The sequence below is a fragment of the Chryseobacterium sp. GTID13 genome, from assembly GCF_056172655.1.
In genome coordinates, this window is the sequence record NZ_JAOCMB010000006.1 from 201986 (window position 1) to 228082 (window position 26097).

A 26097-nucleotide genomic window follows, 5' to 3' on the forward strand; every position below is an offset into this window, starting at 1 on the left:
TTTATTTCTTGATTAGTTTAGCACTTGCTGTTTTATTGTTATCCGTTTTTATGGTCACCAGATAAGCTCCCTGAATCAAATTCTGGGTATTTATCTTGGTTACTTTATTCTTTGTCTTCAAACTCTGAAGCTGTCTTCCACCCATATCATACAGTATAATATCAGCATCTTTAAAATCAAAGCCTATTTCTACATAAGCATAATCTGATACCGGGTTCGGATAAATTTTGATGTCCTGCTTTTCAATTAACTGGTCAAGCTGCTTGTCTCCCAGCTTTATAATCTTCCAATTCTCTTTTCCAAGCTCCTCTGCGCTGGTTCCTGCCAGAATGATAGAGCCGTCTCTATTCAGTTTTATATCAGATAGTCTTTCTTCTCTTTTTCTTGATTCGCCTTTCACGTGTTTTCTCCACTTTTCATTGCCATCCTGATCCAGATACAGCATCCAAAAAGTTTCATCATCTGTCTGTATCTTTCCTTCTGCCTGGGTATAGCCACCCAAAAGAATCCCTTTGGAAGATTTATCATCCGCTGAATGAAGTACGCTGGTTCCCATCAGAATATCCCTGTTCCCGAAATTGTACGATTTCTGCCAAAGATCTTCTCCTCTTTCGTTTAAAGAAATCAGCCACAGATCGGTTCCTTCTTCTATTCCAGCCGATTTATTTCCTGATCTTTCGGATCTGGATTCTCCACCGATCAAATAACCTAAAGAAGTTAATGCTAATGTTCTTATATGATCATCTGCTTTTCCTCCAAAGTCCTTTTCCCATTCTGTTTTTCCGTTCTTGTCAAGTTTAATGATCCAATAATCACCTTCTCCAGAGTTTTCGGTTTTCTTAGAACCTCCTGTATTGCTTCTCGAATAGATCCCTAACAAAGCACCACCGTCTTTAGTAGGAATCATTTTTTCCACTTCATCTAATCCTTTTCCTCCTAAAACTGATTGAGATATTTCTTTTCCATCCTTATCGAGCTTTACAATGAAAACATCTTTTGAACCGTATCCTTTGGACGAATTCTGAACATTTCCAGCTACAAAAAATCCTAAATCAGCGGTCTGGATAACAGATCGGGCTTCCTCATCGGAAGAAGTCCCTAAAGTTTTCTGCCATAATTCGTCCCCAAATTCGTTAAGTCGTATCAGCCAAATATCTGACCCTCCTTTGGAGTCTTCTTTCTTATCCAAACCTTTACCGGAATAGCTGGTTCCGGAAATCAGAAAGCCTCCGTCCTGGGTATCAACTGAAGCTGACAAATAATCATGGTTTTGACCTGAGAAATATTTTTCCCAGACTTCTTCTCCCTTTTGGTTTAATTTGACAAGGTGGAAATCGTAACCGTTGTTTTGCTTTTGGCTGCTAGCTGCTGGCGATTGGCTTTTGGACTGAATACTGCTTCCTGTAATTAAGTATTGACCGTCAATAGTGGTAGTTACCTGGCTTAGAAAATCCTGTGTATTGGATTTAATATCTTTTTGCCAGAGTATCTGCTGGCCGCATAATGGAATAGCTGCATACAACATAAGTATGCTTAAGTAATTTTTTTCATTGGCATCTGAAATTTTGTGTGAATTTAAAATTAGTTTGTAATCAATTCGATGGGGAAAACCCCATATTTTGATTAGTGATTTTACGGTGACTATTTTAGCCTGATAGATAATGTTTGTTCATCAGTGTGGGTTTAATATTATATTTAATTCCTGTTACAAAGCTACTCTCATCCAGCGACAAGACCTGTCGCATTATATTTAATCAATAAATTATATGAAATTATTTAAATATAAACGCAAAAGGCACGGAGCAAAGATCAATCCGTATTAGAGGTACTGCGAAGAACCCGACAACCAGAAAGACCCCGCCCGTGCCCATATGGATACACGGGCGTAAGTCTGTCAAAATTTGGTTGTCGTAGAAGATTCGCAGTTTTCTAATACCAATGTGACAGCTTACGCTTGTTTCGTTAAAATTATGGCTACGAAGATAAAAATATTTTAGAATAAAAAATAAATACTCATATCCGTATTTTCCCCATATTTTGATATAGTTTTCCAATTAAAGTAGAACTGCTTTTACTACAGAGCTTTGTTAGTTACAGTTGATTCTCCATTGTTTGCCATATTGTTTTTGTTTCGTTATCTTATGAAATTAAGTTATTGAGACTTTGCTTGGAATCAATAACAGTTCAGGGCTATTATATGTTTAGTAAAAAAGAATTGTAGATAACACTATATTATACCTTCAAATGAATATAACTGTATTTCATTTATTTTTAAAGGGTATATGGGAACTTTGCCAAATATTTAAATTAATATCTAAATAGGCTTTATATGTAATAAGTTCCGCAGGATGAGTTTAAGTATAGTTAAATAACAGGTAAAATATAAAATGCTATTCGGAAATTTAAAAATGATCGCGCCCTTATCATTCTCATAACACATTTTCAAATTTAAAAGTCGATTTAAAAAATATTTACATTCAGTTCAAATCTATTAATTTAATTTTCCTTCACTTTTTACTAATTAAATAATCCTTTTTTATGAGTAAGAAAAGTCGGTTATTTTAAAATATTCCGAAGACTAACATAACAATTGTAAAAGAATGAGAAGGTTGGGAGAATTATATGTGTCTCTTTTTTTGACAGAACTGTATTTATTAACCTTGTTTATCCTTTTCGGCCTCTTTCACCTCGATTGTTTTCAAAATCCCTTCAATAGTGTCGAGCTGTTCTAGGCTCATTTGTTTGATGATCTCTTGGTTTAATATTGTTCCTCCTATCTGGATAAAATTATTCTGATTTTGTATCAGAGTATTGTTGTTTACATTATTTGGATTATTTCCGGATGAAATGTTTTTTAAGGCTCCGATACATTCCAGATATAATTTAGCAGCCCTCATATCACCATTAATGGCATGCTGGAAAACTGTGGTCATTACTTTAGACTGCATGATATGAAACTGTTCGTGAAATTCTGAATAGTAGGCACTGTTTTTATAATCCGTTAAATGCTTATGAACTGTTTGCCTGCTCAGTTCTGTTTTACTCGCTATTTCAGTTTTTGTAGGCATCCTGCCATTTTCTTTGATATGGGAAGTAATAGCCCACATGATATTAATATGGTTCTGCTCCCACATTTGATTTTTAGTATCATCTACCATAATAGCTTCAATCTTTTTATAAAAGATGTCCCTTTCTTCACCCCGCAGTTGATTGAAATGATTTTGGATAGTTTCAGAAAAATTTTTCCTTTGCTCAGTGGTTAACTCTTTTATATCTTCATGAGTAATTTTGTCTAAAGATAGGATCGAGCTAATTATAGATTCTGATTCTGTCAACTTTTGTAAACCTTTATTATTTCGCAAGGTTTGTTTTCTTTCTATTTTCATTGTGTGATAATTTTATAATTTATTCTGTGGCCGATAAGTCCAGTAGAAAAATGAATCTACTTTAGCCTGTTTTTATAGTTGTTCTACAGTTGCTTTTCGTTTGCTTTGGGGTTTTCAATCTCAGGTTTTATAAGGTTATGCAAAATTCAATTTCAAGTTTTTTCAAGTTCAAAAACTATTTTTTAATACTAACATTGACTAACATATTGCATTTTCAATGTCAGGTTTTCACAGGTTCTAAATATGAAGTTTTGAATTTTAACTATAATTTCAAGTTTCAAACCTTAACAACCTTTTATTTCAAAGGTGCATGATTCCGTAACATTCAAACTGACTTTTTTTCATCTTATGGTTCACTTCGTGGCTCAGTTTACAGCTCAAATTTGAGTATCAAAAAATCGCAGATAGATTCAGCCAAAAAGTTTAAATTCGGCCTCTTTTTTTAAGGGCTTATATATTAAAACAGTGGTTTCACTAACATTTAAATTTTCTTTAAACATTCTTTAAATAAAACTGTGCTTTATTAAAATATCATAATCTTTATTTCTATATTTTTTGAGCTTCTTTTTTCTTTCTTTTTTATGAATTATAGTATTAGTTTGGATCACTATTTATTAGAGTTATTTTAATAAATGGTGCATATTCCAAATTTATCAGTCTGAAAGAATTTTTTCATTTTTGAAAAATCCAGATTTTATCGGTAGTTCCTGTGTGGAATTTGCACCACTTAACAATTCAAAAATTTTGTCTAAAATTTGCACTTTGATTGTATGGTGCAGATTGTTCTTGTTCTGTAAATTATTGTAGTATTTTTTCACTTCTCTTGCATAACAGTTTCGATAAGGATTTTGTAGTTTTATTATCCAAAATTCAATGGTGCCTGCTTCGGTAATATATTTTATCTCTGTAGGTTTTAGCCCAGTTAAATCAGGCTCTGAATTGATGATAAGGACATTTTCCCATTCACTCAGTAAACTTTCCCCCATCTTTTGGTAAACCTCATCGCTGAATAAATCAAAGAGTGAATAGATTCCCAGCTTACGAATATTCTTTGCCTGCTTGCTTCTAACCTCAAAACGAAATGTATTTCTTTGTATATCGTACTGTGGATAGTTTATAAACTGGATGCCCTTATCATAGGCTTTAATCTGCTTGTAAGGAGTAGCATTGGTTATCTTATAAGTCTGAATGTTGGCACCAAAAACAAAAGGGGTTTTTTTGTAGTTTATGATTCCTTCGATGAGGTTTTTCATATCAACTTTAGAGATAATGTTAATTCCGTATTCCAAATTAATTAGTTGCAGCTCTATAAATTCTGTGGGCTTAATTTTCAGAATAGAGAAAAATATTTCTGTCAAAACTTCTTTGCAGTCTTCGGGGTTCAAATCATTCCCGTTATGTTTATTCCCGTTGAAATAATAGTGCGGAGTGATGAGTATATCTACAAAAATGAATTCGTTTTCAACTGTGTTTCTAGATTTGCGGCATTCCAGTTTAATATTCTGCTTTGTATGCTGGTATATCATGGTATGATTCCCCTTACTCCTTAACGGTTCAAAGTCTGTATTATTAACCAGATTATTTATTACTTTCTGGTAAAACGTTCGGAATTTAAGGAAATCCAGCATGATACTTTGAAATTCTAAGGTCACAACAGATCTTAATTACAGCCTATTACGGTTGATAAACTCATCAATTTCGTTTCTCTTAAAGTAGATCCGGTTTCCCAGGCCATAGGCAATCAGGGTTCCATCCTTTCTCCATCGATGAAGGGTTGATAAATCAATATGAAGCATTTCACATACTTCATTGCGGGTAAGGTAGCTGGTAGGCTCTTTGGGCTGGAATTCCTCTTTTAGTTGTTCTTTTAGTTCAGGAATGATTTCTTTTTTATCTCCCTGATTAAGTCACTAGGTGTAGTTCCGATGAATTGTATTGCACTCATATGATTTGTTTTTATTTATGAGTACAAAGTTGAAGCATTGCAAGAGGCAAGTGTTATCCAGTTTTGGTAACAGTTTATCCAGTTTGTATAATTAATTACTGATTTTCAAATAATTAAAGAATGAAATATTATTTTTCAAGTTGGGAACAATTAGGAATCTTAAAGAGATCCTGTTTATCATTACTGAATTTATTTTGTGTAAATAACGACTGTCTAACACTTTCTAATGATGGTTGAACTTCTTCTCTGGTGAATTCAAAATGATCTAAAATCATTTTAGCGGTTCCCTGTACGTTAACTTTGCCATTTTTACGCTGAGGTTCTATATAACCTTTTTCAAAGAGCTCCGTAAAAATATATCCTAATGCTTGTAAACTTCCAGTGATTTTGATTTTAGATGTGATGGGCACCGCCTCTTTATGAAAATTACTTTGATTAGGTTCTTGAGATTTTGCTTCTGACTTTAGGCTATTATAAAAACTAAATTCAAAAGCATTTAAAGATCTAAGCCTTTCATCTATAAAGTTGGCAATACGAACAACAGCAAATCCAAAGTTTCGATAAAGAGTAGCATTAACTATCTTACCATTTACTGGTATATAAGCTCTTAAAAATGGAAGTGTTAATTTATGTATATCAAAATTAATCCAATATCCAAAACTATCATTGTCAGAAATAATATCTCTCCGTCCTAAATAATCTTTAATATTTATGCAATCTACTATTTCTACTTTATTATTTTTAAGGTACATATTTACTAAGTCTAAAATATGTTGTGCATATTCCATCATGGTAATTGTTTTCTTTTGAAAAAGGTTTCCTTCTTTGTCTTTATAAGTTGTAAAAAAAGCTCCCATTATTTGTAAATTCCCTTTATTTCTAAAAGGAACTAAACAATCCATAATTTCAATGACTCCCTCAAAATCCAATTTATCTTCTACAACATTATAACATAAATAGTATCTATATAGCTCTAATAGATCTTTTAAAAAGTCTACTTCATCAGCATCACAATAGTGCCCAAACCACTTTTTAAAATCTGTTTGATAATTCTTTTCAAATTCTTTGAAACTTAAATAAAATGGAATTTCCATAACTCTATATTTTACATCAAAGTTAATTCCCTAATGCGACAAAGAATGTCGCGTTATATTAGAACGTATTCAACTAAAAATGAGATATTGACACACTCCATAAATCAACAATAATAGTATTTTTTGATATAAAAGATTATGAAATTTTTTGTTTATCTGACAGATCCTTAAAAGTTTTAGCTGTTTGCATCGCCCAATCATCAGCCGTTCTACCAATATAATTTAAAAACATAGATTCTGTTTTATGACCTGTAATACTCATAAGTTGAGGTGTGGTAAAAAGCTTATTGCCATAAAAGTTGGTGGCAAATGAGCGTCTGCAAACATGAGAAGAAACAAGATTACATTTTTCAGTTTCTATTATTTCGTTTTTCTTGGTGATTTCATTAAAAACTTTGCCTTTTATCATTTCATGGATACCTGCTAATTCACAAACTTTTTTAATATGCCTGTTAAATAGTGCAGAATTAGAAGCAGGATTATTAGCAAATACAGGAGGGAAGTCTCCATTGTATTTACTTAAAATAAGTTCAACCTCATTATGCAAAGGGATAACTACTTTTTCTCCTGTTTTTTGTTGCGTTATCTCTATAAATCTAAAAGAGTTACCCTCAAAATCTGTTTTAGAGTAAATCATTTTTTCTGTCATTCTGAGTAAATCGCTTGCTCTTTGCCCCAAATAACAGCCTAATACCAGCCAATCAGCAGCTTTACTCCAATCAGAATTTAGAGTACTGATACTCTTTATTTTTTCTATTTCATTTAAAGAAAGAAATACTTTATGCTCACTGTTTGTTGTTCCAGTAGTAAATCCGGCTATTTGATGATTGATCTGTTTACCATTATTCCTTGCATCAAAAATAACAGTTTTAAAATTTTTAATAAATCTAGTTGCTGTAGTTTCTAATAGGTTGCAATTAACAACAAGGTAATTTTTAAAATCCAACAAAACCTTAGCACTGATTTCTTCAATCAAATAATTTTTCTTTATTTTTTTCTGATAATCTGTAAATCTATCTTTTAAGTTATTATACTTTCCAATAGTACTATTAGTATTGGAAGCAATGCTCTTTTTGAAATCTATAAAATTGGTAAGGTAGATTAAAAAGACACTGTCATCGGTTTTTTCATCAATACGATTATAAAAAGAGTTTATTTTCCCTTCTAACCATTCTTTATTAAAAATAACCCCTTTTGCATAATCCGAATTATAGCTTTTCATTACAAAAATTTCTAACTCATTAAGCTCTAAAGCTAAATTTTTAAATTCTGGGAGCTTTTGAATTGGCCTGGATGTTTTACTACTCCAAAATGCAGGATTAATGGTTTTACCTGTTTTAGATTGAAAAACCTTTTCTCTACTTAACGAAAAGCGTAAGTATATCTGAGCATTATCTGACTTATGCAATACACGAAATTTAATAGTAGCCATTTATAATATTTTGATAAATCAAATATATAAATTATTCCAACAAAATTCCAACAGAAATGCAATCTAATAAAATACATTGAAACATAATGAAATATTAAAATATTAATAATCAATAAATTAAAACAATATTTCATTTCATATCACATCAAAAGAAGCTATAGTTGGGGTACGCTAGGTACCTATCTAAAAACCTCTAATTATCTAAAAGATTTTTAGAGGTTTTTTATTTACAATCATCTTTATTTTGAAACCACAAAAAAGCCTCCCGGGGCACGAGAGGCAAAAGTGTAATTTTTAGAAATGAAAGATATATTATTAGTGATGGTAATAGTTTTTAACCAAACCATATGCCATGAGTATACATAAATCCAAGAATCGTGATTTTTGTGGTATCTTTTCTTAAAAAAACATAGTTTTCGGGAATGAAAAATGTTGGACAAAAAATTTACTAGTCTTAAATAATCATTAAAAAATTTATTCTGCATTTTATATTCTCACATCCATACCACCAATCTTAGTAACATACAACAATAAAAAATCCCCGAATTGCTTCGGGGATAAAAACTAATAACCATGAAAACTCAAATTAAACATGAGTTGCTTCATATATTGAAAAATCGTGCCAAAGTTTCAACTACAAGAAATACTTTTTAAGTGGAATAATAATCATAACAATAATCGATTCTTCCTGAATACCCCATAAATAGAGCAATTACAGCATATTAGATACTAATTCCATCGGCTACTTTATGTATTTCCATGACGAATATCATGTTTTGACACTATTTTAATGATCAAATTCTTTTATTCTGTTTTTAACAATACCCTCATTAAAATTAAAACGGCATTTCTGTCAGAAAAGTATAAAATGAAGACATCAGAAATTCTTTTTTAAATAAAAGCATCATTATATAAATAAAAAAAGCCCCCATTGCGGAGGCCTCAAAAACACAAATGATGAAAAAAAATTTTTATAATTTAAAATAATAAACTATTCATTATAATTCTACATCTCAAAAATAATGCTTTTTACTTTTTATATTTTATGAGTTCAGTCATAAATGTATTTTTTACCAAAAAATTATTTCGAATAAGTAAAAGGGAAAGAAATAATTAACAATAAAAAAGTCCCGGAAATATAAACCAATTCACATGCGACAGCTTCGCAGAAATGAGAAGCTTTTTTATTTAATATTATTCAGATAAAATAGCCTCCGGTCAGGAGGCTCAAAACACAAATTAAAAATCCTCGTATGAGAATTTATAAAGTAGTCTGATCTTTCCCTGAACTATTCTGCCCAGGTCATAGGAATATAAATAGTAATATACCCGTCTGCATCTACCTGGGCATCCGATACAGTTCCTGTTACCGAACCATAACCGGCCCAACCGCCTTGTCCCTGCATAGCAGAAAAGGTATATGTACCTGCTGGAATTCCTTCATTATACGCCGGAAGAGCCTGGAAACCGCCTCCGTAATATGTATCATAAACTTCGCCTGTGGCTGTATTTTCAGCGAGGAAGCTTCCTACATCATAATTTCCTGAAAGGGATTTAGTCCCATCAAGGTTAACAATACCGAATCTTAGCTTATAAGTCTGGGTCTTCAACGTTTGTTTGGAAGTTTCAGGACGCGTCTGAGGTTGAACATCAGAGATCATTTCATCATTCGAACATGATAAAGCCGTAACTGCCAGGGCCACAAAAGCCATTGTTTTAAAAATTGCTATTTTCATAATAAAGTAATTTGGTATTTCCAAAAATAACCAATTCATATGAATTGAATAAAAACTTTTAATTAACTTAAAATTACATCCGGCCCTTATGATAAGCTAAAGTCCTGTAATTTTTCTTGCTACTTTTTTATTCAATGTACCACTTTAACATTTATTAACTAAATTTTGGCTTCATAATTGAAAATAAAAAGAAAGTTGCCACCGTTTCGGTTGAGACTACTTATTAAAAATTTGAATTATGAGAAAGATAGTATTAGCAGGTTTTTTATCAATTTTTTTACTGACAGCCTGTAAAAAAGACGAAAGGACAGCTGAAAAATCTCTTGAAGAGCAAAAACTTGAATTTCAGGCAAGACAGCTTGAAATAGAAAAACAAAAGCTGGCCATCGAGAAAGAAAAAATAGTGTACGAAGCACAGAAAAAAGCAGACAGTATCTCTGAAAGTAAAAGATCTCAGGCAGCGGCTGCAGCCAATTCAAAGCCTCAGATCATAAGAGAGACCAGAACAGTATATAGAGATAGAGGATCTAATTCCAACTCAGGAGGCGGAACCTATGCAAATAATGGTAACAGCTCTTCACAAGGGACTGGTACCACCGCCACTCAGAAGAAAGGATGGAGTAAGGCAGCCAAAGGAACTGCCATTGGTGCCGTAGGTGGTGCTGCATTAGGAGCTATCGTTGCTAAGAAAAACAGAGGTCTTGGAGCCGTGATAGGCGGTGTTGTTGGGGGCGCAACCGGTTATACAATCGGTAGGGCCGGAGACAGAAAAGACGGACGAGTTCAGCCACGTAATTAATATTTTTACGATAACATTTAAAAGATTGCTTATTTTTAGGCAATCTTTTTTTATGATTCTACTTCTCCTTTCTTCAGTTCTTATCCTTTCAGTGCTTGCGGGCTGGGGAAAAGTAATAGAAAGCTTCCTGGGAACTCTTTCCGGAGAAGTTGCCGGTAGTATTCTGACCGGAACAATGGGACTTAGTATGGTATGGACTGTATTGTCTTTTTTATACCTATTAATATATATGTAGAAATTCCATTTGCACTCACCGGAGTTTTTTCTTTTTTCAAAGGAAAGTTTACCGGGAGATTAACCGGTTTTCAAAGAAAGATACCCTTTTAATTGGTGGTATTTCACTTATTATTTTATACTGCAGCTCCTTCCATCCTTATATATTGGATCATTTTGGATATTATATCCCTTCAATCAAATGGATTACAGAATATGGACTGGTAAAAGGGATTTCCAATCTCGACCTCACATTGGGACAAATGTCCGTCTGGCATATTTTCCAGGCAGGGTTTTCCGGGTTTTCTGATCCATTTTTAAGGATCAATGCCATCTTACTTATTGCTTACACGCTTTATATTTTTAAAAGCAGAACCTGGATTCAGCTGTGCTTTATTCCCGTATTGCTGCTTTTTTCACAGTCTCCCAGCCCGGATCTTCCCGTCATTGTCTTATCGCTGATTCTTCTGAATGAGATCCTTAAAGAAAACAGAAATATCAGTCTGCTCTTTGCTTTTGCCGTTTTTGTTTTTTCCATAAAACCTACAATGATATGGCTTCCGTTACTGGTATTTTTATATTCTGTATTCATTGTAAGGCCCGATTATAAAAACTGGATTTTAGGAACAGGAATTCTTATTTTATTCTTTATTAAAAATATATGGACATTCGGGTATCCCGTATTTCCTGTTGCCGCAGGTGATTTTGATTTCAGCTGTAAACCCAACCCGGAAGTATTAAAAATTTCGTCACAATATGCTGTTCAGAAAACCTACGACATGCAGTATACCTATGAGGAAATTCAAAAGTTCTCTTCTGTTGAAGCAGTCAAAAACTGGTTTACACTGGAAGGAATTAAGTCAAAAATTAATATTCTTTTTATTTTAAGTTTGATTTTATTTTCGGTTTTTGCTTTCATTAAAAAGAAAAAGATCATCAGCCTGATTTGTATTTCAATCCTTATAAAAAGTGTATGCGTTTTGGCTTTTTCAGCACAATACCGGTTTTTTATTGATGTTTTTTTCGTTATATTTTTTATTCTTTTTATTCATCTTAACAAAAGAAATGCTCTTATTTTTTTCTCAGTAGCAGGGATATTGATAACAGGAACCTTAAGCTTTCCTAGCTTCATCCGAGCATATATTCCGAGTTTCAGACCGGGAAATTTCATGGCTGGGGTAAAAAAAGAACAGCTTTACAAACCCTCGACCTATCATTACAATAAATTTGAAACTTTCCGGACAGGAAACTTAAAGTTCAATGTATCAAAAGATTACCCTTTCAATTTCGATACTCCAGTTCCTGCAATTTCAGCAGGTTATATTATTGATGATGTCAATGCCGGAATTTTCCCGCAATACATCGATCCAAAAAATATTAAAAAAGGATTTATATGGAAAAAACTTACTTCAGAAGAAAAAAGGAAGCAGAGAACGTTATCAATAATATCAAAAACACCGATAAATAGAACAAATCCAGAAACTTTATTATCTGAAGAAAAATAGGTAATTTTGTACTATGTTCAACACATTAGGTAATCTTCTCAGTCTTACAACATTTGGAGAAAGTCACGGCGTGGCTTACGGCGGTATCATCAATAATTTCCCGGCAGGTTTAACGGTAGATTTCGATAAAATTCAATATGAATTGGATCGCAGGAAACCTGGTCAGTCCGCAATTGTCACGCAAAGAAAAGAAAGTGATACGGTAAAGTTCCTTTCAGGAATTTTCGAGGGAAAAACTACAGGTACCCCAATAGGTTTTATTATCGAAAACGAAAATCAGAAGTCAAAAGACTATGATCATATTGCAGATTCGTATCGTCCGAGTCATGCAGATTTTACGTATGACCAGAAATTTGGGATCAGAGATTATCGTGGCGGAGGAAAATCTTCAGCAAGGGAAACCATCAACTGGGTAGTTGCAGGAGCTTTAGCCAAACAGCTTTTATCCGGTATCGAAATCAATGCATATGTATCTTCCGTAGGTGACATTTTCTGTGAAAAACCATACCAGGCTTTGGACTTTTCAAAAACGGAAAGTAATGTTGTACGCTGTCCGGATGCCGAAACTGCCGAAAAAATGATCGAAAGAATCAAAGAGATCAAAAAAGAAGGCAATACTATCGGCGGAACGGTAACCTGCGTGATCAAAAACGTTCCCGTGGGCATTGGAGAACCTATATTTTCCAAGCTCCAGGCTGAATTGGGGAAAGCCATGCTGAATATCAACGCCTGTAAAGGATTTGAATACGGAAGTGGTTTCTGCGGAGCTAAAATGACCGGAAAAGAGCATAATGATGCTTTTAATACAGATTTCACCACTAAATCCAACCTTTCGGGAGGAATTCAGGGGGAATCTCGAACGGAATGGATATTTATTTCCGCGCAGCATTCAAACCTGTGGCAACGATCTTAAGACCTCAGGACAGTGTGGATAAACATGGAAATCCTGTCATTGTAGAAGGAAAAGGACGTCATGATCCATGTGTGGTACCGAGAGCAGTTCCTATTGTAGAAAGTCTGGCTGCATTTGTATTGGCTGATTTATTTTTGATCAACAAGACAAGAAACATCAATAATTTTTAATATAAATATTTTTGGTAATGAAAAATTACTGGGATCAGGGAATATCTTTTGAAGAATATGTCCGCATCGGAAAAGAAAGATTAGAAAATCCATCCAACCAACAGGAAGCTGATTATAAACAATATTATGAGCTCGGGCTTCAGAGAATGAACAGAACCCTGAAAAAGTATGTTCCGGATGAAGAGCAGCTAAAAGAATTGGCTTCTAAAAATTTTGACGGGAAAATACTGATCATTTCAGAAGCATGGTGCGGTGATGCCAGCGCCACAGTTCCGGCCCTTGTTACTTTTTTCAAAGGGCACAATGAGGTGAAAATTTTCCTGAGGGATAGTGATAAAAGCCTGATCAGCCAATATCTGACCAACGGTACAGAATCTATTCCCAAGGTAATTATCCTGGATAAAGATTTCAATGTGAAAAATTCGTGGGGCCCGCGTCCAAAATACGGATACGAGCTGCTTATGAAGCATAAAGCAGACCCTGAAGCCTATCCGAAAGATAGCTTTTACAATGATCTGCAGCTGTATTACGCCAAAAACCGGGGTAAGGATGCAGTTCAGGAGATCCTGGAGTTATTATAACATATACTGAATTCCAGACGGCAACAATAACAGTAAAGATCAGCTATGAAAAAGAACATCATTTATCTTGTCCTCATTATTATTATCGGTGTGATTGCTTTCGTTCCGGGCGTAAAAGAATACCTCAGGGATCAGTTCTTTCCGGTCGCGACGATCGAAAATGCCGTACACGTAAGCGAAGAAGATTATGACATCGAACTGAAAGGAATTAACGTGCCAAGCACCAACCTTAAAACCTTTAAGAATAAACCGGTTTTCCTTAATTTCTGGGGAACCTGGTGCCCTCCATGCAGAAAAGAATGGCCTACGATCCAGAAGTTATATGATTCCAGGAAAGGAAATGTAGATTTTATTCTTATTGCTATGAACGATAAGGAAGAAGATGTAAAAAAGTTTTTGAAAGATAATAATTATTCAGTTCCCGTATATATTGCACAAAGCCCCATTTCTGAAAAAATCCTTCCCAAAGTATTCCCTACCACTTTTCTTATTGATAAGCACGGAAGGATCATCATTAAGGAAGATGCTTACAGAGATTGGAACACAGAGACTGTGCATCAGTTCATTGACAATATCATCAAGTAGTTTTTTAACTAAATTTTATAATTAATTGGTATAGAATTTGCGAAATTTACTACGTTGAAAAATTTTATTAAAACTAAACACAAAAATGAAATATTCAAAATTGAATCTTGCAAAAGAAGCCATCAGCCACAAAGGCTTCGTTAAAAAAATCCCTGACATTTTCAGGATGGTCAAATTATGGAGAAAGGGTGAATATCCGATGAGATCCATCGACATTATTCTTCCTCTTCTGGGAATTTTATATGTAATCTCCCTATTGACTTACTTCCTGAATTTGCCGTACCTGTTTTGGGAGTTATGGATGATCTTGCAGTATTGTCCCTGACGATTCCTAAACTGATCAAGGAAGTGGATAAATTCTTGCTGTGGGAAGCAGAACAAAGGCTGAAAGGCACTAAAATTATTGATGCAGAAATTATAAAATAATATTTACAGAAATATTCTTAAGCCATCCTGAAACATTCAGGGTGGTTTTTTTGTAGACAAATGAATGATAAATTTTTAAGCCTTATTTCAAATCATTAAATTTGCAGTATCTAATAAAAAATAATGGAAAGTAAAAAAGAGTTTTTCTTAGAGTGCTACAAGCTGGGCATTATCAAATTCGGGAGGTTCACCTTAAAAAGCGGTATTGAAAGTCCGTTCTATGTAGACCTCAGACCTTTGGCATCGGATCCTAAAATCTTAAAGAATCTGGCAAATTATTTATTGGAAATGCTTCCTCTGGATAATTTTGATCTCATCTGCGGAGTGCCTTATGCAGCCCTTCCGATGGCTACTGCCATGTCTCTGGAAAGCTATATTCCATTAATTATCAAAAGAAAAGAAGCCAAAAACTACGGAACAAAGAAACTGATCGAAGGAATTTACCAGAAAGGACAGAACTGTCTTTTGGTGGAAGATGTCATCACTTCCGGGAAATCTCTTATAGAAACTATTGCAGAAGTAGAACAGGAGGATCTTAAAGTAGCCGATATCGTTGTTGTTCTCGACAGGGAACAGGGTGGTAAACAGTTATTGGAAAGTAAAGGCTACAGAGTTCATACCCTTTTCAATATTTCTGAGGTTTGCACCATTCTTCAGGAAACCGGAGAACTGTCTGATGAGGAAGTAAAAAGAATCCAGGATTTCCTTCAGGGCAACCATATTCAGTTTGAAGAAAAAACGAGAAGTTCTTACGAACAGAAGCTGGAACATGCACAACATTCCGTTTCTAAAAAATTACTGGAAACTGCTCTGGCAAAAAAATCCAATCTGATTGCATCTGCTGATGTTACCACAACACAGGAACTTCTTGCCCTTGCTGAAAAAGTGGGACCTCATATCGTTGCTTTAAAAACCCACATTGATATCATTTCAGATTTCGAATACGAAAAAACAATTCTTCCTTTAAAGGCATTGGCGGAAAAACACCAGTTCTTACTGATGGAAGACAGAAAGTTTGCAGATATCGGCAATACCCAGGAACTGCAGTTTACCAGTGGTGTATTTAAAATTACAGACTGGGCAGATTTTGTTACTTCCCAGGTAATCGGAGGATTTGAATCTTTAGACTGTTTCAAAAATGTAGGAGTTGTGGCTATTGTGGGAATGTCTTCCAAAGGTACCCTTACTACAGCCAGCTATCGTGAAGAAGCTTTAAAAGTGGCATTATCCCATCCTAACGTAATAGGAGGCGTATCACAGAATCAGATTCCTGAAGAGCTTTTGCTGTTCACTCCGGGCGTTAATCTTGCAGACTCAGGAGACGGGAAAGGGCAGCAGTACAATACGCCTGAACATGTTTTCAAAATGCTTCACTCTGACTTTATCATTGTAGGCCGTGGAATTTATAAATCCGATGATCCTGAAACCGCCGCCGTTACTTATAAAAATGAAGGTTGGAATGCATATGTTAATTCTTTGCAAAAAAACATGATCCAGGGTTAATTCCTGTTGAAAATATTCAAAATAAGTTTATATTTGGGCTTTATCACAGGATATTGAAAAAGATCACCATTTGCCTTGTTTTGTTTTGGGGAATTGTACAGGTTTCCGGGCAGAAAGACAGTATATATATTGAAGCGAAATTATCTTCCGACAGAAAAACGCTGGAAGTTAATCAGGAAATTGTGTATTACAACCATTCCGGAAAAGACCTTCATTCGGTAAAGCTTCTCAACTGGGTTTCTGCTTACAACAAAAAAGGAACGTCTTTGGTTTACAGAAAACTGGAGGACAGGAACAGTGATCTCCATTTTGCTAAAACCGGACAGCTCGGTAAGCTTCTTGATCTTCAGATTAAAGATTCTGCCCAACAGCCTGTCCCGGTGAATTCCAATACGGATGAAAACCTTTTTCTACCTTTAACAGAGGCTTTGAAACCTGGTGAAAGCATCAAATTACAGCTTCAGTACAGAATGCTCCTTCCTGATAAAAAATTTACAGGTTACGGGACTTCTGATCAGATTACTGCATTAAAATATTTCTTTATTGTTCCGGATCATTTTGATCCGGACAATATTTCTAAAAGAAACTATCACGATATTGAGGAATCCGTGAGCTTCAACACTTTCTGGACCGTCAATTTTGATCTTCCGCCCAACAGCTTTATCGAAAGTAACCTGCCACAGGTACAGATGAACTCCTTTAAAGGCTATCTTGATTCCGATCCTGAATTTGTGATCTCACCCAACGGACTTCCTTCCATAAAAGTAAATGTGGATGATACAGATACCGAAATTAAATTCGGGTATAATCTGAAACCGGAAGAAAAACAAAACCTTGAATTTTATCTGCCTTTGCATTTGAAATTCATTAAAGAAAGAATAGGCTTTCTTCCCAAGAATCTCTTCATTTCTGAAAAATTCAGATCTTCGGAAGATTTCTTCGGAAATAATGATATTACATTCTGGAAATTTAAGTTTCAGCTGTTTACTGATTCGGAAAAAACGGATCTTGATTATTTCGGAATTATTGCAAAAAAAATACTTGACGAAAGCGTTATTGCAGACAAACAGAAACATCACTGGTTTAAAAACGGCTTGAAATCCTATCTGGAAATACAGTATCTCCAAAAATTTTATAAAGACACCAAACTATTGGGTACCCTGCCGGAGACCCGTATTTTCGGAGTAAAGCCACTAAAGCTGTTTCATGCATCAAAAGTAAAGCTCATTGACCGCTATGGATTGGCATATCAATATATCATGTCCCAGAATCTGGACCAGAAGATCAGCGAAAACTTTACCGTTTTGAGCAATTTTAATGATATGGCGATCAGCAGCTTCGAAACCGGAAGCCTTTTTAATTATACGGCAGAAAAAATGGGCTATGATCGTTTCAACGATATTGTAAAGGATTATATTGCCAAAAACACAGATCAAAAAATTGACCCGGAAGATTTTCTTAAAGAATTAGCCGAAAAAGAAAAAACATCTGCCTACCTCAGTGATTTTCTTAAACAAAAAAACAGGGTTAACTTCAAGCTGAAAAATATCAGAAAGCAGGAAGATTCCCTGAATATCAAAATTGGTAAAAATACGGACTCTCCTATTCCGGTAAGGCTCGAAACCCAGACCAGCGAGGGCGAAACAAAATCCTATTGGGTAGAAACAGAAGAAAAAGAAAGGATTACCAACTTCGCTCTTCCTTCTTCAGAAGATATTCACAAGGTAACACTGAATTCAGATTATATTTTTCCGGAATCTAAATACCGGGACAACTTTTTATATGCAAAAGGTCTGTTTTCGAATACTAAGAAAATAAAATTCAAACTTATCAAGGATATTCCCAATCCTGAATATAACGAAATATACGTCACTCCAAGAGTACGCTTTAATAATACATATGATAAATTCCTTCTGGGAGTGAATTTGAAAAACCAGTCATTCTTTGATCAGAAATTTCTGTACTCATTTACTCCAACTTACAGTACAGGAACCGGTAAACTGACAGGATCAGGAGCCATCTCCTACTCTTTCCTTCCTGCTGAAAGCATTTTCAGAAGCATTACTTTTGGGGTGTCCGGATCTTATTTCCATTATGATTATGGGCTGGCTTACAGGAAAGGTTCAGTATTTTCCAATTTCAATTTCAGGAAAAACCCACGGAGTACGGTGAGCAGAAGCTTAGGGTTTTCTTATAATTATTTAGAGAGAGACCTTAGTCCGGCAATGGTTGCGAATAAGGATTATGACAAATACAATCTCTGGAGTGCAGGATATAGCTACAGCGACAGCCAGATGATCCATGAAAAAAGCTTAAGCCTGAGCACTCAGGGGATGGAAGATTTCAATAAAATAACTGCCGAAGGATTTTACAGATGGGAATTTGCTCCCAAGCAGAAGCTAAGCGTCAGGCTATTTGCCGGCTATTTTATAAGAAATGAAACCCGGAACAATACTTTTAACTATGGGATTTCGAGGGTATCGAATTATTCTTTCTCTTATAATCTTTTGGGTGAAAGCGCCAACAGCGGGCTTCTTTCACAGCAGTTTATCCTTGCTGACGGAGGTTTCAAATCTTTTATCCCTGGCTCTGTGAATCAATGGATTACTTCTTTTAATGTAGATTCCAGTGTATGGAAGATTTTCCATGTATATGCGGATGCAGGAATCTATAAAAATAAAAACCGCCCTGCAGAGTTTATCTGGGACAGTGGAATTAAGGTAAGGCTTATCCCTGATTTTCTTGAAATTTACTTCCCGATACAGTCTTCATTAGGTTTTGAACCTTCTTTCAAGGATTATGCAAAACGCATCAGATATACTTTGGTCCTTAATCTTGGGGCTGTCATCAATGCTGCCAGAAGAGGATGGTACTAATAAAAAAAGCAACTGCAAAAACAGCTGCTTTTTTAACATGTTATATTGAAAACTAACTTTTATTTTTATAAATGAATTTTATTCATTTGATTCAGTATAGAATGTAAAATTTTCCATCTATGTTCTATAAACATCAAAAACAATACCACACAATAAAAGATAGTTTTTAAAGCAAAACATTAAAATAAGTAATTAGATGGTAATAAAAAACCATAAAAAATCCCGGGCCATTTCTTCGAAATGGCCCGGGATCATATTAATTAAGAAACTAAAAATTAGTCTTTTAAGATCTTCTGAGATACAGGCTCGTTATTTACAGTTCCTGTAACGATATAGTTTCCTTTTGCCAATTCAGCAACGTTTACACTACCGTTTTCTTTTACAGAAGCAGATTTTACTACCTGTCCGAACATGTTGTATACTTTTACATCTTTTACATCAGCTCCGAAAGTGATCTCATCGCTTTTTACGAAAGTGTTTTTTACGAAGTTTCCTGCTTTAGCATTTTTGATATCTGCAACAGCCAGTGATCCTGTCGTTACTTTTATATCATCGATAAAGAATCTGTTATTAGCAGCAACAGAACCTTCAAATGTAAGAACTACGGTTCCTGTAGCTCCTGTAATATTTACGGTATAGTTTGAGAAAGCACCTTTTACCAAAGTTACATTAGCTTGACTTAAAGTAGCTCCTGTAGCAGATATATTTAAAGTTGTCACTTCACTTGCTCCATTCCATGCACCCGCTCTAAAAGTCAGAGTAGCATTTCCTGTTAATGCAATACTAGGTGTAGTTACAGTTCCTTTTAATGATGAGGTTCCTGCTTTCAGACATCCGCTTCCTCTGTAAACTTTTGCAAAAGTCCATGCTCCGCCTGTAGTATATGAAGTAGATCCGTCAGTAAAACCAGAACCAGCAACACTTCCGCTCCAGCTGCCATCATTTCCTCCAGTTCCTGTTACATCATCAAATGTAGCATTGAAAACTGTTTGCGCAAAAATACTTGATGCTACCATAACTGTAGCGATAAACGAATAAAGTTTTTTCATGATTTAAAAAATTTGATTATTAATAATTTACCTCTCAAAAATAAATCATTTTTTTCATTTGGGACAATAATAGGGTTAATTTTTTGTTAATAATGATTAACCCCTTTCCATTAACAATTTTTAGTTATTTTTACGAATTATTTTGAAAGGCTTGCGGAATTTTTTCTTCTGATCGGTTTGTTTGTCATGGGCATATTTTCGGCCCATGCACAGATTTTTTCGTGGAAAAATCCCAATGTTCCGGAAGACAGCATCAAAAAGGACAGCATCCTTGCCGCAAGATTTGAACAGGACATTTTTGCTAAGGATACGATGGATTTTGTGAAAACCAATAACAAAATAATCGTAGACGAAGCCGTACTGGTTAAGAATGACAAAAAAAGATTTTTAGGAGAACTGAACTCTAAAGGATCCATTATCCGGGGAATTACATTTGGTAACAATCAGGGACAGTCTGTGCAGAGTTCTATGGACCTTCAGATCTCAGGCCGCCTTTCGAAAGATGTGACTATTCTGGCAAGTATCTCGGATCACAACCTTCCTATCCAGGCTGACGGTTACACCCAAACCCTGGAAGAGTTTGATAAGATCTATATGCAGCTGAACATTAAGGACAAATCGATCCTAAGGGCGGGGCATCTTGATCTTGTAGAATCCAAGAATTATTTTGCAAAATTCCAGAGACGAAGCATGGGACTCGAATTCCAGACCGAATTTGGAAAGGATAATAAAACCTTTGTAGATGTTTCCATGGGTGTGGCACGAAGTGAGTTTCACAGGGTCCGTTTCCAGGGGGTTGAAGGCAACCAGGGACCTTACCGCCTGACGGGTAAGAACGGAGAACAGTTTATCACCCTTATTTCAGGTTCTGAGCAGGTATTTATCGACGGTATCCTCATGAAGCGTGGAGAAAACCAGGATTATACCATTAACTATAATACCGGTGAGGTAACATTTACCAGTTTCCGACCGATCTTCCAGCAGAATTTCATCACTATCTCCTATAACTATACAAACAGAAACTACTCCAGGTATCTGTTTACCGGAAAATTAGAACATCAAAGGGAAAAGTTTAAAGTCGGACTGAACTGGTTCATGGAAAATGACAATAAAAATGCTCCCCTTTCCTTAAACCTTTCTAAAGAAGATGAGCAAATCCTTGCTGAGGCTGGAAATGATCCGAATTTAATGTATGCCCCTTCAGGGGTGGTGACTCCTTACGATGTCAATAAGATCCTTTACCGTTTAAATCCTACCGGAAACTTTTATGAATTTTCAACGGATCAGAATGAAACACTTTATCAGGTTTCTTTCACATATTTTGGGGTTAACCAGGAGATTATAAAATTACGCAAACTACCAATAACGGCCGTGTATTTGAATATGCCGGAAACAATATGGGAGATTATAAAGCCGTAAGAAAACTTCCTTCCCCTCAAAAATCGCAGGTGTACTCCGTAAATTCCGAGTATCTTTTAAAAGATGGAAAAATAGGGGCCGATTTCTCACTGAGCAATTATGATCTGAATTTATTTTCATCAAAAGATGCAGCTCAAAACATGGGATATGCGTGGCGCATTTTCGGAAACAAAAGCTTTACAAAAAACAACTGGAAAGGAACTCCAAGCTTTGAATATCAATATATTGACAAACAGTTTCATATTCTGGACCGCATCAATGATGTGGAATTCTCAAGAGATTTCAATCTGGCTCAGGAATTCAGCCAGAGAACTCAAAACAGATTCATTTTCAGCTTCTTAAATAAATGGAACAATAAATCTACGCTGAATTACCGCATCAATTATCTGGACGAACAAGACAGCTATAAAGGAATGAAAAACGATCTTGATTTCAGCTGGATCACAGGAAAGTTCTTTACAAAAGGAAACCTGTCATACCTTAATACCAATGCTACGCTGCAGGATACCAAATTTATCAGAGGTGGTGTTTCTACGGAATTCACCGGAAAAAAAGGAAGCTGGGCTGTTGGGGGAAGCATGGAGCATAATGAGAAAAAGTATAATGATACACAGCTCATGGATGTCACCAGTTTCAGCTGGAAAGAGATCTTTGTTCAGAAAAAGATTGGCGACAGCACGCGTACCAAGCTTCTTGCAAAAGTGTATATGAGAGATAATGATTCCGTACGGAATAACAGGCTGGAAAGCATGAACAATATTCTGGGAATTATGGCAGAAAGCCAACTGATTAAAACAGAAAGAACTACTTTGAATGCTTTGGTACATTACAGAAAATTCTTTTATCAGAATGATGAGGCGGATATGACCCGAAATAATGATTTCGTGGTCGGAAATATCCTGTATAATCAGCAGTTATTCAGAAACGGGATGCGTCTGCAGGCATTTTACGAACTTGGAAACGGGCAGGAAGCTCAAAGGGAGTTCCAGTATCTTAAGGTAACTGACGGACAGGGTATATACAAATGGACCGATTATAACGGAGACGGGGTCCAGCAGCTGGACGAATTTGAAATTGCAGAATATTCTGACCTGGCTCAGTATATCAGAATTTACACGAATTCCGTACGGTACATTCCTTCTAACAAAAATAAAATCCAGCTTGCATTATTCGTTAATCCGTCGATTGTTTTCAATTCTGAGAATGCATTTTTAAAGCGATGGAATTTCAATGTTTCATTAAATTCACAAAACTCATTTTATAAAAAAGATAAAGTTCTCGTTTTGAATCCTTTTGAAAAAAACAGTGATCAGATCTTAAAAAACCAGAATATTTTAGCTTCCGTACAGTTTAATCCTACTGAAAAATCCGGCTGGAACGGAAATTATCGTTTTATTACGAATGACAACCTCATCAATGCTAATTTCAGTAATGAAGAGCGTGAGCAGGTTTCGCATTTCATTAATATCGGATATTGGTTCAATAAGGAGTTCAGGGTCGACTGGGAAAATTCGATTCATGATCTTAAAAATTCATCCCAGTTATTTGCCACAAGAGATTACCGGCTGAATAATTTCGAAACGAAACCGAAAGCAACCTATAAGTTTACAGATGCCATTCAGGCAGAGCTTTCTTCCGCTTACCGCCAGAAAAAAAGAATAGATGGCGAAGAACTGTTAAAAGCTTTTGACGTTACCGGAACCATCCAATGGGAACGTAAAAAAACTTCAATCAGAGGGAACTTTTCTTTCATTAATAACGATTTTACAGGAAACAATTTCAGCATTGTAGGAAACCAGATGCTAGACGGTCTTAAGCCGGGGAAGAACCAGGTATGGAGTGTTTTCATCCAGCAGGCCATCAATTCTTTCCTTCAGCTCAACTTAAATTATGAAGGAAGAAATTCCGGAGACCGAACCATCCATATCGGAAGTATGCAGGTGAAGGCGAGTTTCTAGCAGAGTGAGAGTGTTGTAGAGTCGGAGTGATAGAGCGTACGCTTTGTCTGCTTTCCTAGCTTTTAACTTTGACACTGACATACACATACAGAGTAAGATCTTTTAAGTTAAAAACAACAAAATTTACTCCCTTAAAATCTGATATCTGATGTCTGAAATCTGTTGTCTATCATCACTCCCACCACTCTATCTTCACCATAGAAATTATCATATTCCCAAATGTTTATAATTTCGTAAATTTGCAGCATGGTAAAAATAGGCAATATAGAACTGCCGGAATTTCCGCTTTTGCTGGCTCCGATGGAAGATGTAAGTGATCCTCCATTCAGACGCCTGTGCAAAATGCATGGAGCAGATCTGATGTATTCAGAATTTATTTCTTCTGAGGGCTTGATTCGTGATGCGATAAAAAGCCGTAAAAAGCTGGATATCTTCGATTATGAAAGACCGGTCGGCATCCAGATTTTCGGTGGCGATGAAGAAGCAATGGCAATGTCCGCAAGAATTGTAGAAACCGTGAACCCTGATCTGGTTGACATTAATTTCGGATGCCCTGTAAAAAAGGTGGTGTGTAAAGGTGCAGGTGCAGGGGTTCTTAAAGATATTGACCTTATGGTACGCCTTACCAAAGCTGTAGTAAACTCTACTCATTTGCCGGTGACGGTTAAAACCCGCCTGGGCTGGGACAGTACCAGCATCAATATAGATGAAGTGGCAGAACGTTTACAGGAGACAGGCATCAAAGCCTTAACGATCCATGCAAGAACCCGTGCCCAGATGTACAAGGGGGAAGCAGATTGGGAACATATTTCCAGAATTAAGCAAAATCCAAATATTGAGATTCCTATCTTTGGAAACGGCGATATTGATTCTCCGGAAAAAGCTCTTGAATACAAACAGAAGTATGCATGTGACGGAATTATGATCGGCCGTGCAGCCATAGGATATCCATGGATCTTTAATGAGATCAAACATTTTTTTAAAACAGGAGAGCATCTTCCTGAACCTGTTATTGCAGACCGTTTACTTGCTGTACGCCAGCATGCGGAATGGAGTGCGGAATGGAAGGGAGAAAAACTGGGGCTTATTGAAATGAGACAGCACTACAGCAATTATTTCCGTGGTGTTCCCCATTTTAAAGAATTCAGAAAAAAATTCCTTGAAGTCTTTACTTTAGAAGAAATGGATGCTCTGATTAAGGAAACACAACAATTCTACGAAGAATACCAGGCACAGGTATAAATATAAAAAACCATCAGATCTGATGGTTTTTTTGCTTTTAATATCCTTGTGAAGAAGATTCGTTCCTTATTAAACCTAAGGCTGAAGAGGTCCCGATCCTTTTTACTCCCATGCTGATCATTTTTTCAGCATCTTCAGGCGTTCTTACTCCTCCGGCTGCTTTTACGGGAAGTTTCCCTGCATTATCCAGCATAATCTGTATGCCTTCAAAAGTAGCACCATTCGGTTTCCCGCCTTCCGTCTGATAAAATCCTGTAGAAGATTTCACAAAAATATTCGGGAAATCATTTTCGGAGAAATGTTCCTGTGACCAGTTTGAGATATTTTTGGTAAGATCCGCAATCTGATCATCTGTCAGTGCAGCAATCTCAATAATCCATTTGGCAACCTTATGATGCTGAAGGGCAAGTTTTGTACACTGTACAAACTCATTTTTTACCAGCTCAAGATTTCCGTTAAGATAAGCATTGTAATTAATCACAAAATCCAGTTCATCTGCCCCGGCTTCAATTGCTTTTGAAGCTTCGGCGAGTTTCTCTTCAATAGAATAGGTTCCTTCATGAAAGCCTATTACGGTTCCTACCACAACATCTGAATGCCTTTCCTGAATATACTTTTTGATATCCGCTACATAATCCGGACGGATCATTACGGCAAAAATGCCATTATCTATGGCTTCCTGCGCAAGTTTTCTATCTAATTGTAATGTTTCTTCGTCTGAAATACCTGACTGTGCAGGCGTTTTCAAATAGGTTGAATCCAAATATCGGGCAATGTTCATAATCTTTATACTTTCAGTTGTCTGTAAATACCTTGTTCCAAAGATATGAAAGTTTCTGTTCTTGTCACGCCTTTCAGCTTCTGAAGTTTGCTCAGAATCTGCATCAGATGGTCATTGTCTTTGCAAAGTACTTTCAGGAATATGGTATAATTCCCTGTTGTATAATGAGCTTCTACTACCTCATTTACATCCTTGAGAGATTTTACGACATCCGGGTAATGACTGGGCTGGTCTAAAAACATTCCGATGTACGAAATTACTTTATAGCCTATTTTCTTAGGGTTAAGAAATGAAATTGAGTTTTCGATAACTCCCGCGTGCTCGAGCTTTTTAATCCTTTGATGTACTGCTGTTGTGGATATTCCAACATTTTTTGAGATGTGGGCTAAGGATGTCTTAGCATTATCCATCAGCATGTAAATGATTTCCTTGTCAATCGAGTCTAAATGATAACTTGTGTTACTTGAATTTTTCATTTTCTACT

Annotated in this window: 20 protein-coding genes and 2 pseudogenes; 12 read left to right on the forward strand and 10 right to left on the reverse strand. The window is 35.6% G+C overall.

Annotated elements, in window-relative coordinates; genetic code table 11:
• Position 1 precedes the first annotated feature (1 nt).
• From N4G44_RS17180 to N4G44_RS17210, 7 genes are all read right to left on the reverse strand, one after another.
• The gene (locus tag N4G44_RS17180; RefSeq protein WP_474928517.1) at positions 2 to 1525 is read right to left on the reverse strand and encodes a T9SS type A sorting domain-containing protein; all 1524 of its coding nucleotides are present in this window, start codon (positions 1523 to 1525) and stop codon (positions 2 to 4) included.
• 1129 nt (positions 1526 to 2654) lie between these two features.
• Positions 2655 to 3158 (reverse strand): hypothetical protein, encoded by a 504-nt coding sequence (locus tag N4G44_RS17185; RefSeq protein WP_474928518.1) that lies wholly within the window; start codon positions 3156 to 3158, stop codon positions 2655 to 2657.
• Between the two features lie 881 nt (positions 3159 to 4039).
• On the reverse strand, positions 4040 to 5038 hold the full coding sequence (locus tag N4G44_RS17190; protein WP_474928519.1) for a hypothetical protein: 999 nt from the start codon (positions 5036 to 5038) through the stop codon (positions 4040 to 4042).
• A gap of 12 nt (positions 5039 to 5050) precedes the next feature.
• Positions 5051 to 5182 (reverse strand): helix-turn-helix domain-containing protein, encoded by a 132-nt coding sequence (locus N4G44_RS17195; RefSeq protein WP_474928520.1) that lies wholly within the window; start codon positions 5180 to 5182, stop codon positions 5051 to 5053.
• Between the two features lie 277 nt (positions 5183 to 5459).
• Positions 5460 to 6425, reverse strand: coding sequence for a hypothetical protein (locus tag N4G44_RS17200; RefSeq protein WP_474928521.1), 966 nt, complete (start codon positions 6423 to 6425; stop codon positions 5460 to 5462).
• A 136-nt stretch (positions 6426 to 6561) separates the two neighbouring features.
• Positions 6562 to 7857: a tyrosine-type recombinase/integrase gene (locus N4G44_RS17205; protein WP_474928522.1), complete on the reverse strand. Its 1296-nt coding sequence runs from the start codon at positions 7855 to 7857 to the stop codon at positions 6562 to 6564.
• Between the two features lie 1289 nt (positions 7858 to 9146).
• On the reverse strand, positions 9147 to 9593 hold the full coding sequence (locus N4G44_RS17210; RefSeq protein WP_474928523.1) for a hypothetical protein: 447 nt from the start codon (positions 9591 to 9593) through the stop codon (positions 9147 to 9149).
• A 238-nt stretch (positions 9594 to 9831) separates the two neighbouring features.
• Here N4G44_RS17210 and N4G44_RS17215 point away from each other — a divergent pair, with 238 nt between their 5' ends.
• The 10 genes and pseudogenes from N4G44_RS17215 to N4G44_RS17260 all read left to right on the forward strand — a co-directional run bounded on the left by N4G44_RS17215 (position 9832) and on the right by N4G44_RS17260 (position 19164).
• Positions 9832 to 10392: a YMGG-like glycine zipper-containing protein gene (locus N4G44_RS17215; RefSeq protein ID WP_474928524.1), complete on the forward strand. Its 561-nt coding sequence runs from the start codon at positions 9832 to 9834 to the stop codon at positions 10390 to 10392.
• A gap of 52 nt (positions 10393 to 10444) precedes the next feature.
• Positions 10445 to 10627, forward strand: coding sequence for a hypothetical protein (locus N4G44_RS17220; protein ID WP_474928525.1), 183 nt, complete (start codon positions 10445 to 10447; stop codon positions 10625 to 10627).
• 58 nt (positions 10628 to 10685) lie between these two features.
• Entirely contained in the window at positions 10686 to 12110 is a 1425-nt protein-coding gene (locus N4G44_RS17225; protein ID WP_474929031.1) for an LIC_10190 family membrane protein, read from the forward strand.
• 13 nt (positions 12111 to 12123) lie between these two features.
• A pseudogene (aroC, locus tag N4G44_RS17230) lies at positions 12124 to 13193 on the forward strand (chorismate synthase).
• Between the two features lie 17 nt (positions 13194 to 13210).
• Entirely contained in the window at positions 13211 to 13774 is a 564-nt protein-coding gene (locus tag N4G44_RS17235) for a thioredoxin family protein (RefSeq protein ID WP_474928526.1), read from the forward strand.
• A gap of 45 nt (positions 13775 to 13819) precedes the next feature.
• The gene (locus N4G44_RS17240; protein ID WP_474928527.1) at positions 13820 to 14359 is read left to right on the forward strand and encodes a TlpA family protein disulfide reductase; all 540 of its coding nucleotides are present in this window, start codon (positions 13820 to 13822) and stop codon (positions 14357 to 14359) included.
• An 85-nt stretch (positions 14360 to 14444) separates the two neighbouring features.
• Positions 14445 to 14684 (forward strand): hypothetical protein, encoded by a 240-nt coding sequence (locus N4G44_RS17245; protein WP_474928528.1) that lies wholly within the window; start codon positions 14445 to 14447, stop codon positions 14682 to 14684.
• On the forward strand, positions 14615 to 14785 hold the full coding sequence (locus N4G44_RS17250; RefSeq protein ID WP_474929035.1) for a DUF1232 domain-containing protein: 171 nt from the start codon (positions 14615 to 14617) through the stop codon (positions 14783 to 14785). The genes N4G44_RS17245 and N4G44_RS17250 overlap by 70 nt, the downstream gene beginning before the upstream one ends.
• Positions 14786 to 14908: 123 nt before the next feature.
• Positions 14909 to 16288, forward strand: coding sequence for an orotidine-5'-phosphate decarboxylase (pyrF, locus tag N4G44_RS17255; protein WP_474928529.1), 1380 nt, complete (start codon positions 14909 to 14911; stop codon positions 16286 to 16288).
• Between the two features lie 53 nt (positions 16289 to 16341).
• Positions 16342 to 19164, forward strand: coding sequence for a gluzincin family metallopeptidase (locus N4G44_RS17260; protein ID WP_474928530.1), 2823 nt, complete (start codon positions 16342 to 16344; stop codon positions 19162 to 19164).
• Between the two features lie 275 nt (positions 19165 to 19439).
• Here N4G44_RS17260 and N4G44_RS17265 read toward each other — a convergent pair whose 3' ends face one another.
• Positions 19440 to 20213, reverse strand: coding sequence for a T9SS-dependent surface endonuclease, AS87_RS02955 family (locus tag N4G44_RS17265; protein WP_474928531.1), 774 nt, complete (start codon positions 20211 to 20213; stop codon positions 19440 to 19442).
• A 186-nt stretch (positions 20214 to 20399) separates the two neighbouring features.
• Here N4G44_RS17265 and N4G44_RS17270 point away from each other — a divergent pair.
• Positions 20400 to 23590, forward strand: a pseudogene (locus N4G44_RS17270) (hypothetical protein).
• A gap of 246 nt (positions 23591 to 23836) precedes the next feature.
• On the forward strand, positions 23837 to 24832 hold the full coding sequence (gene dusB, locus N4G44_RS17275) for a tRNA dihydrouridine synthase DusB (protein WP_474928532.1): 996 nt from the start codon (positions 23837 to 23839) through the stop codon (positions 24830 to 24832).
• Between the two features lie 37 nt (positions 24833 to 24869).
• Here dusB and deoC read toward each other — a convergent pair whose 3' ends face one another.
• Positions 24870 to 25616 (reverse strand): deoxyribose-phosphate aldolase, encoded by a 747-nt coding sequence (gene deoC / locus N4G44_RS17280; protein ID WP_474929037.1) that lies wholly within the window; start codon positions 25614 to 25616, stop codon positions 24870 to 24872.
• Between the two features lie 2 nt (positions 25617 to 25618).
• The gene (locus tag N4G44_RS17285; RefSeq protein WP_034702324.1) at positions 25619 to 26089 is read right to left on the reverse strand and encodes an Lrp/AsnC ligand binding domain-containing protein; all 471 of its coding nucleotides are present in this window, start codon (positions 26087 to 26089) and stop codon (positions 25619 to 25621) included.
• Positions 26090 to 26097 lie beyond the last annotated feature (8 nt).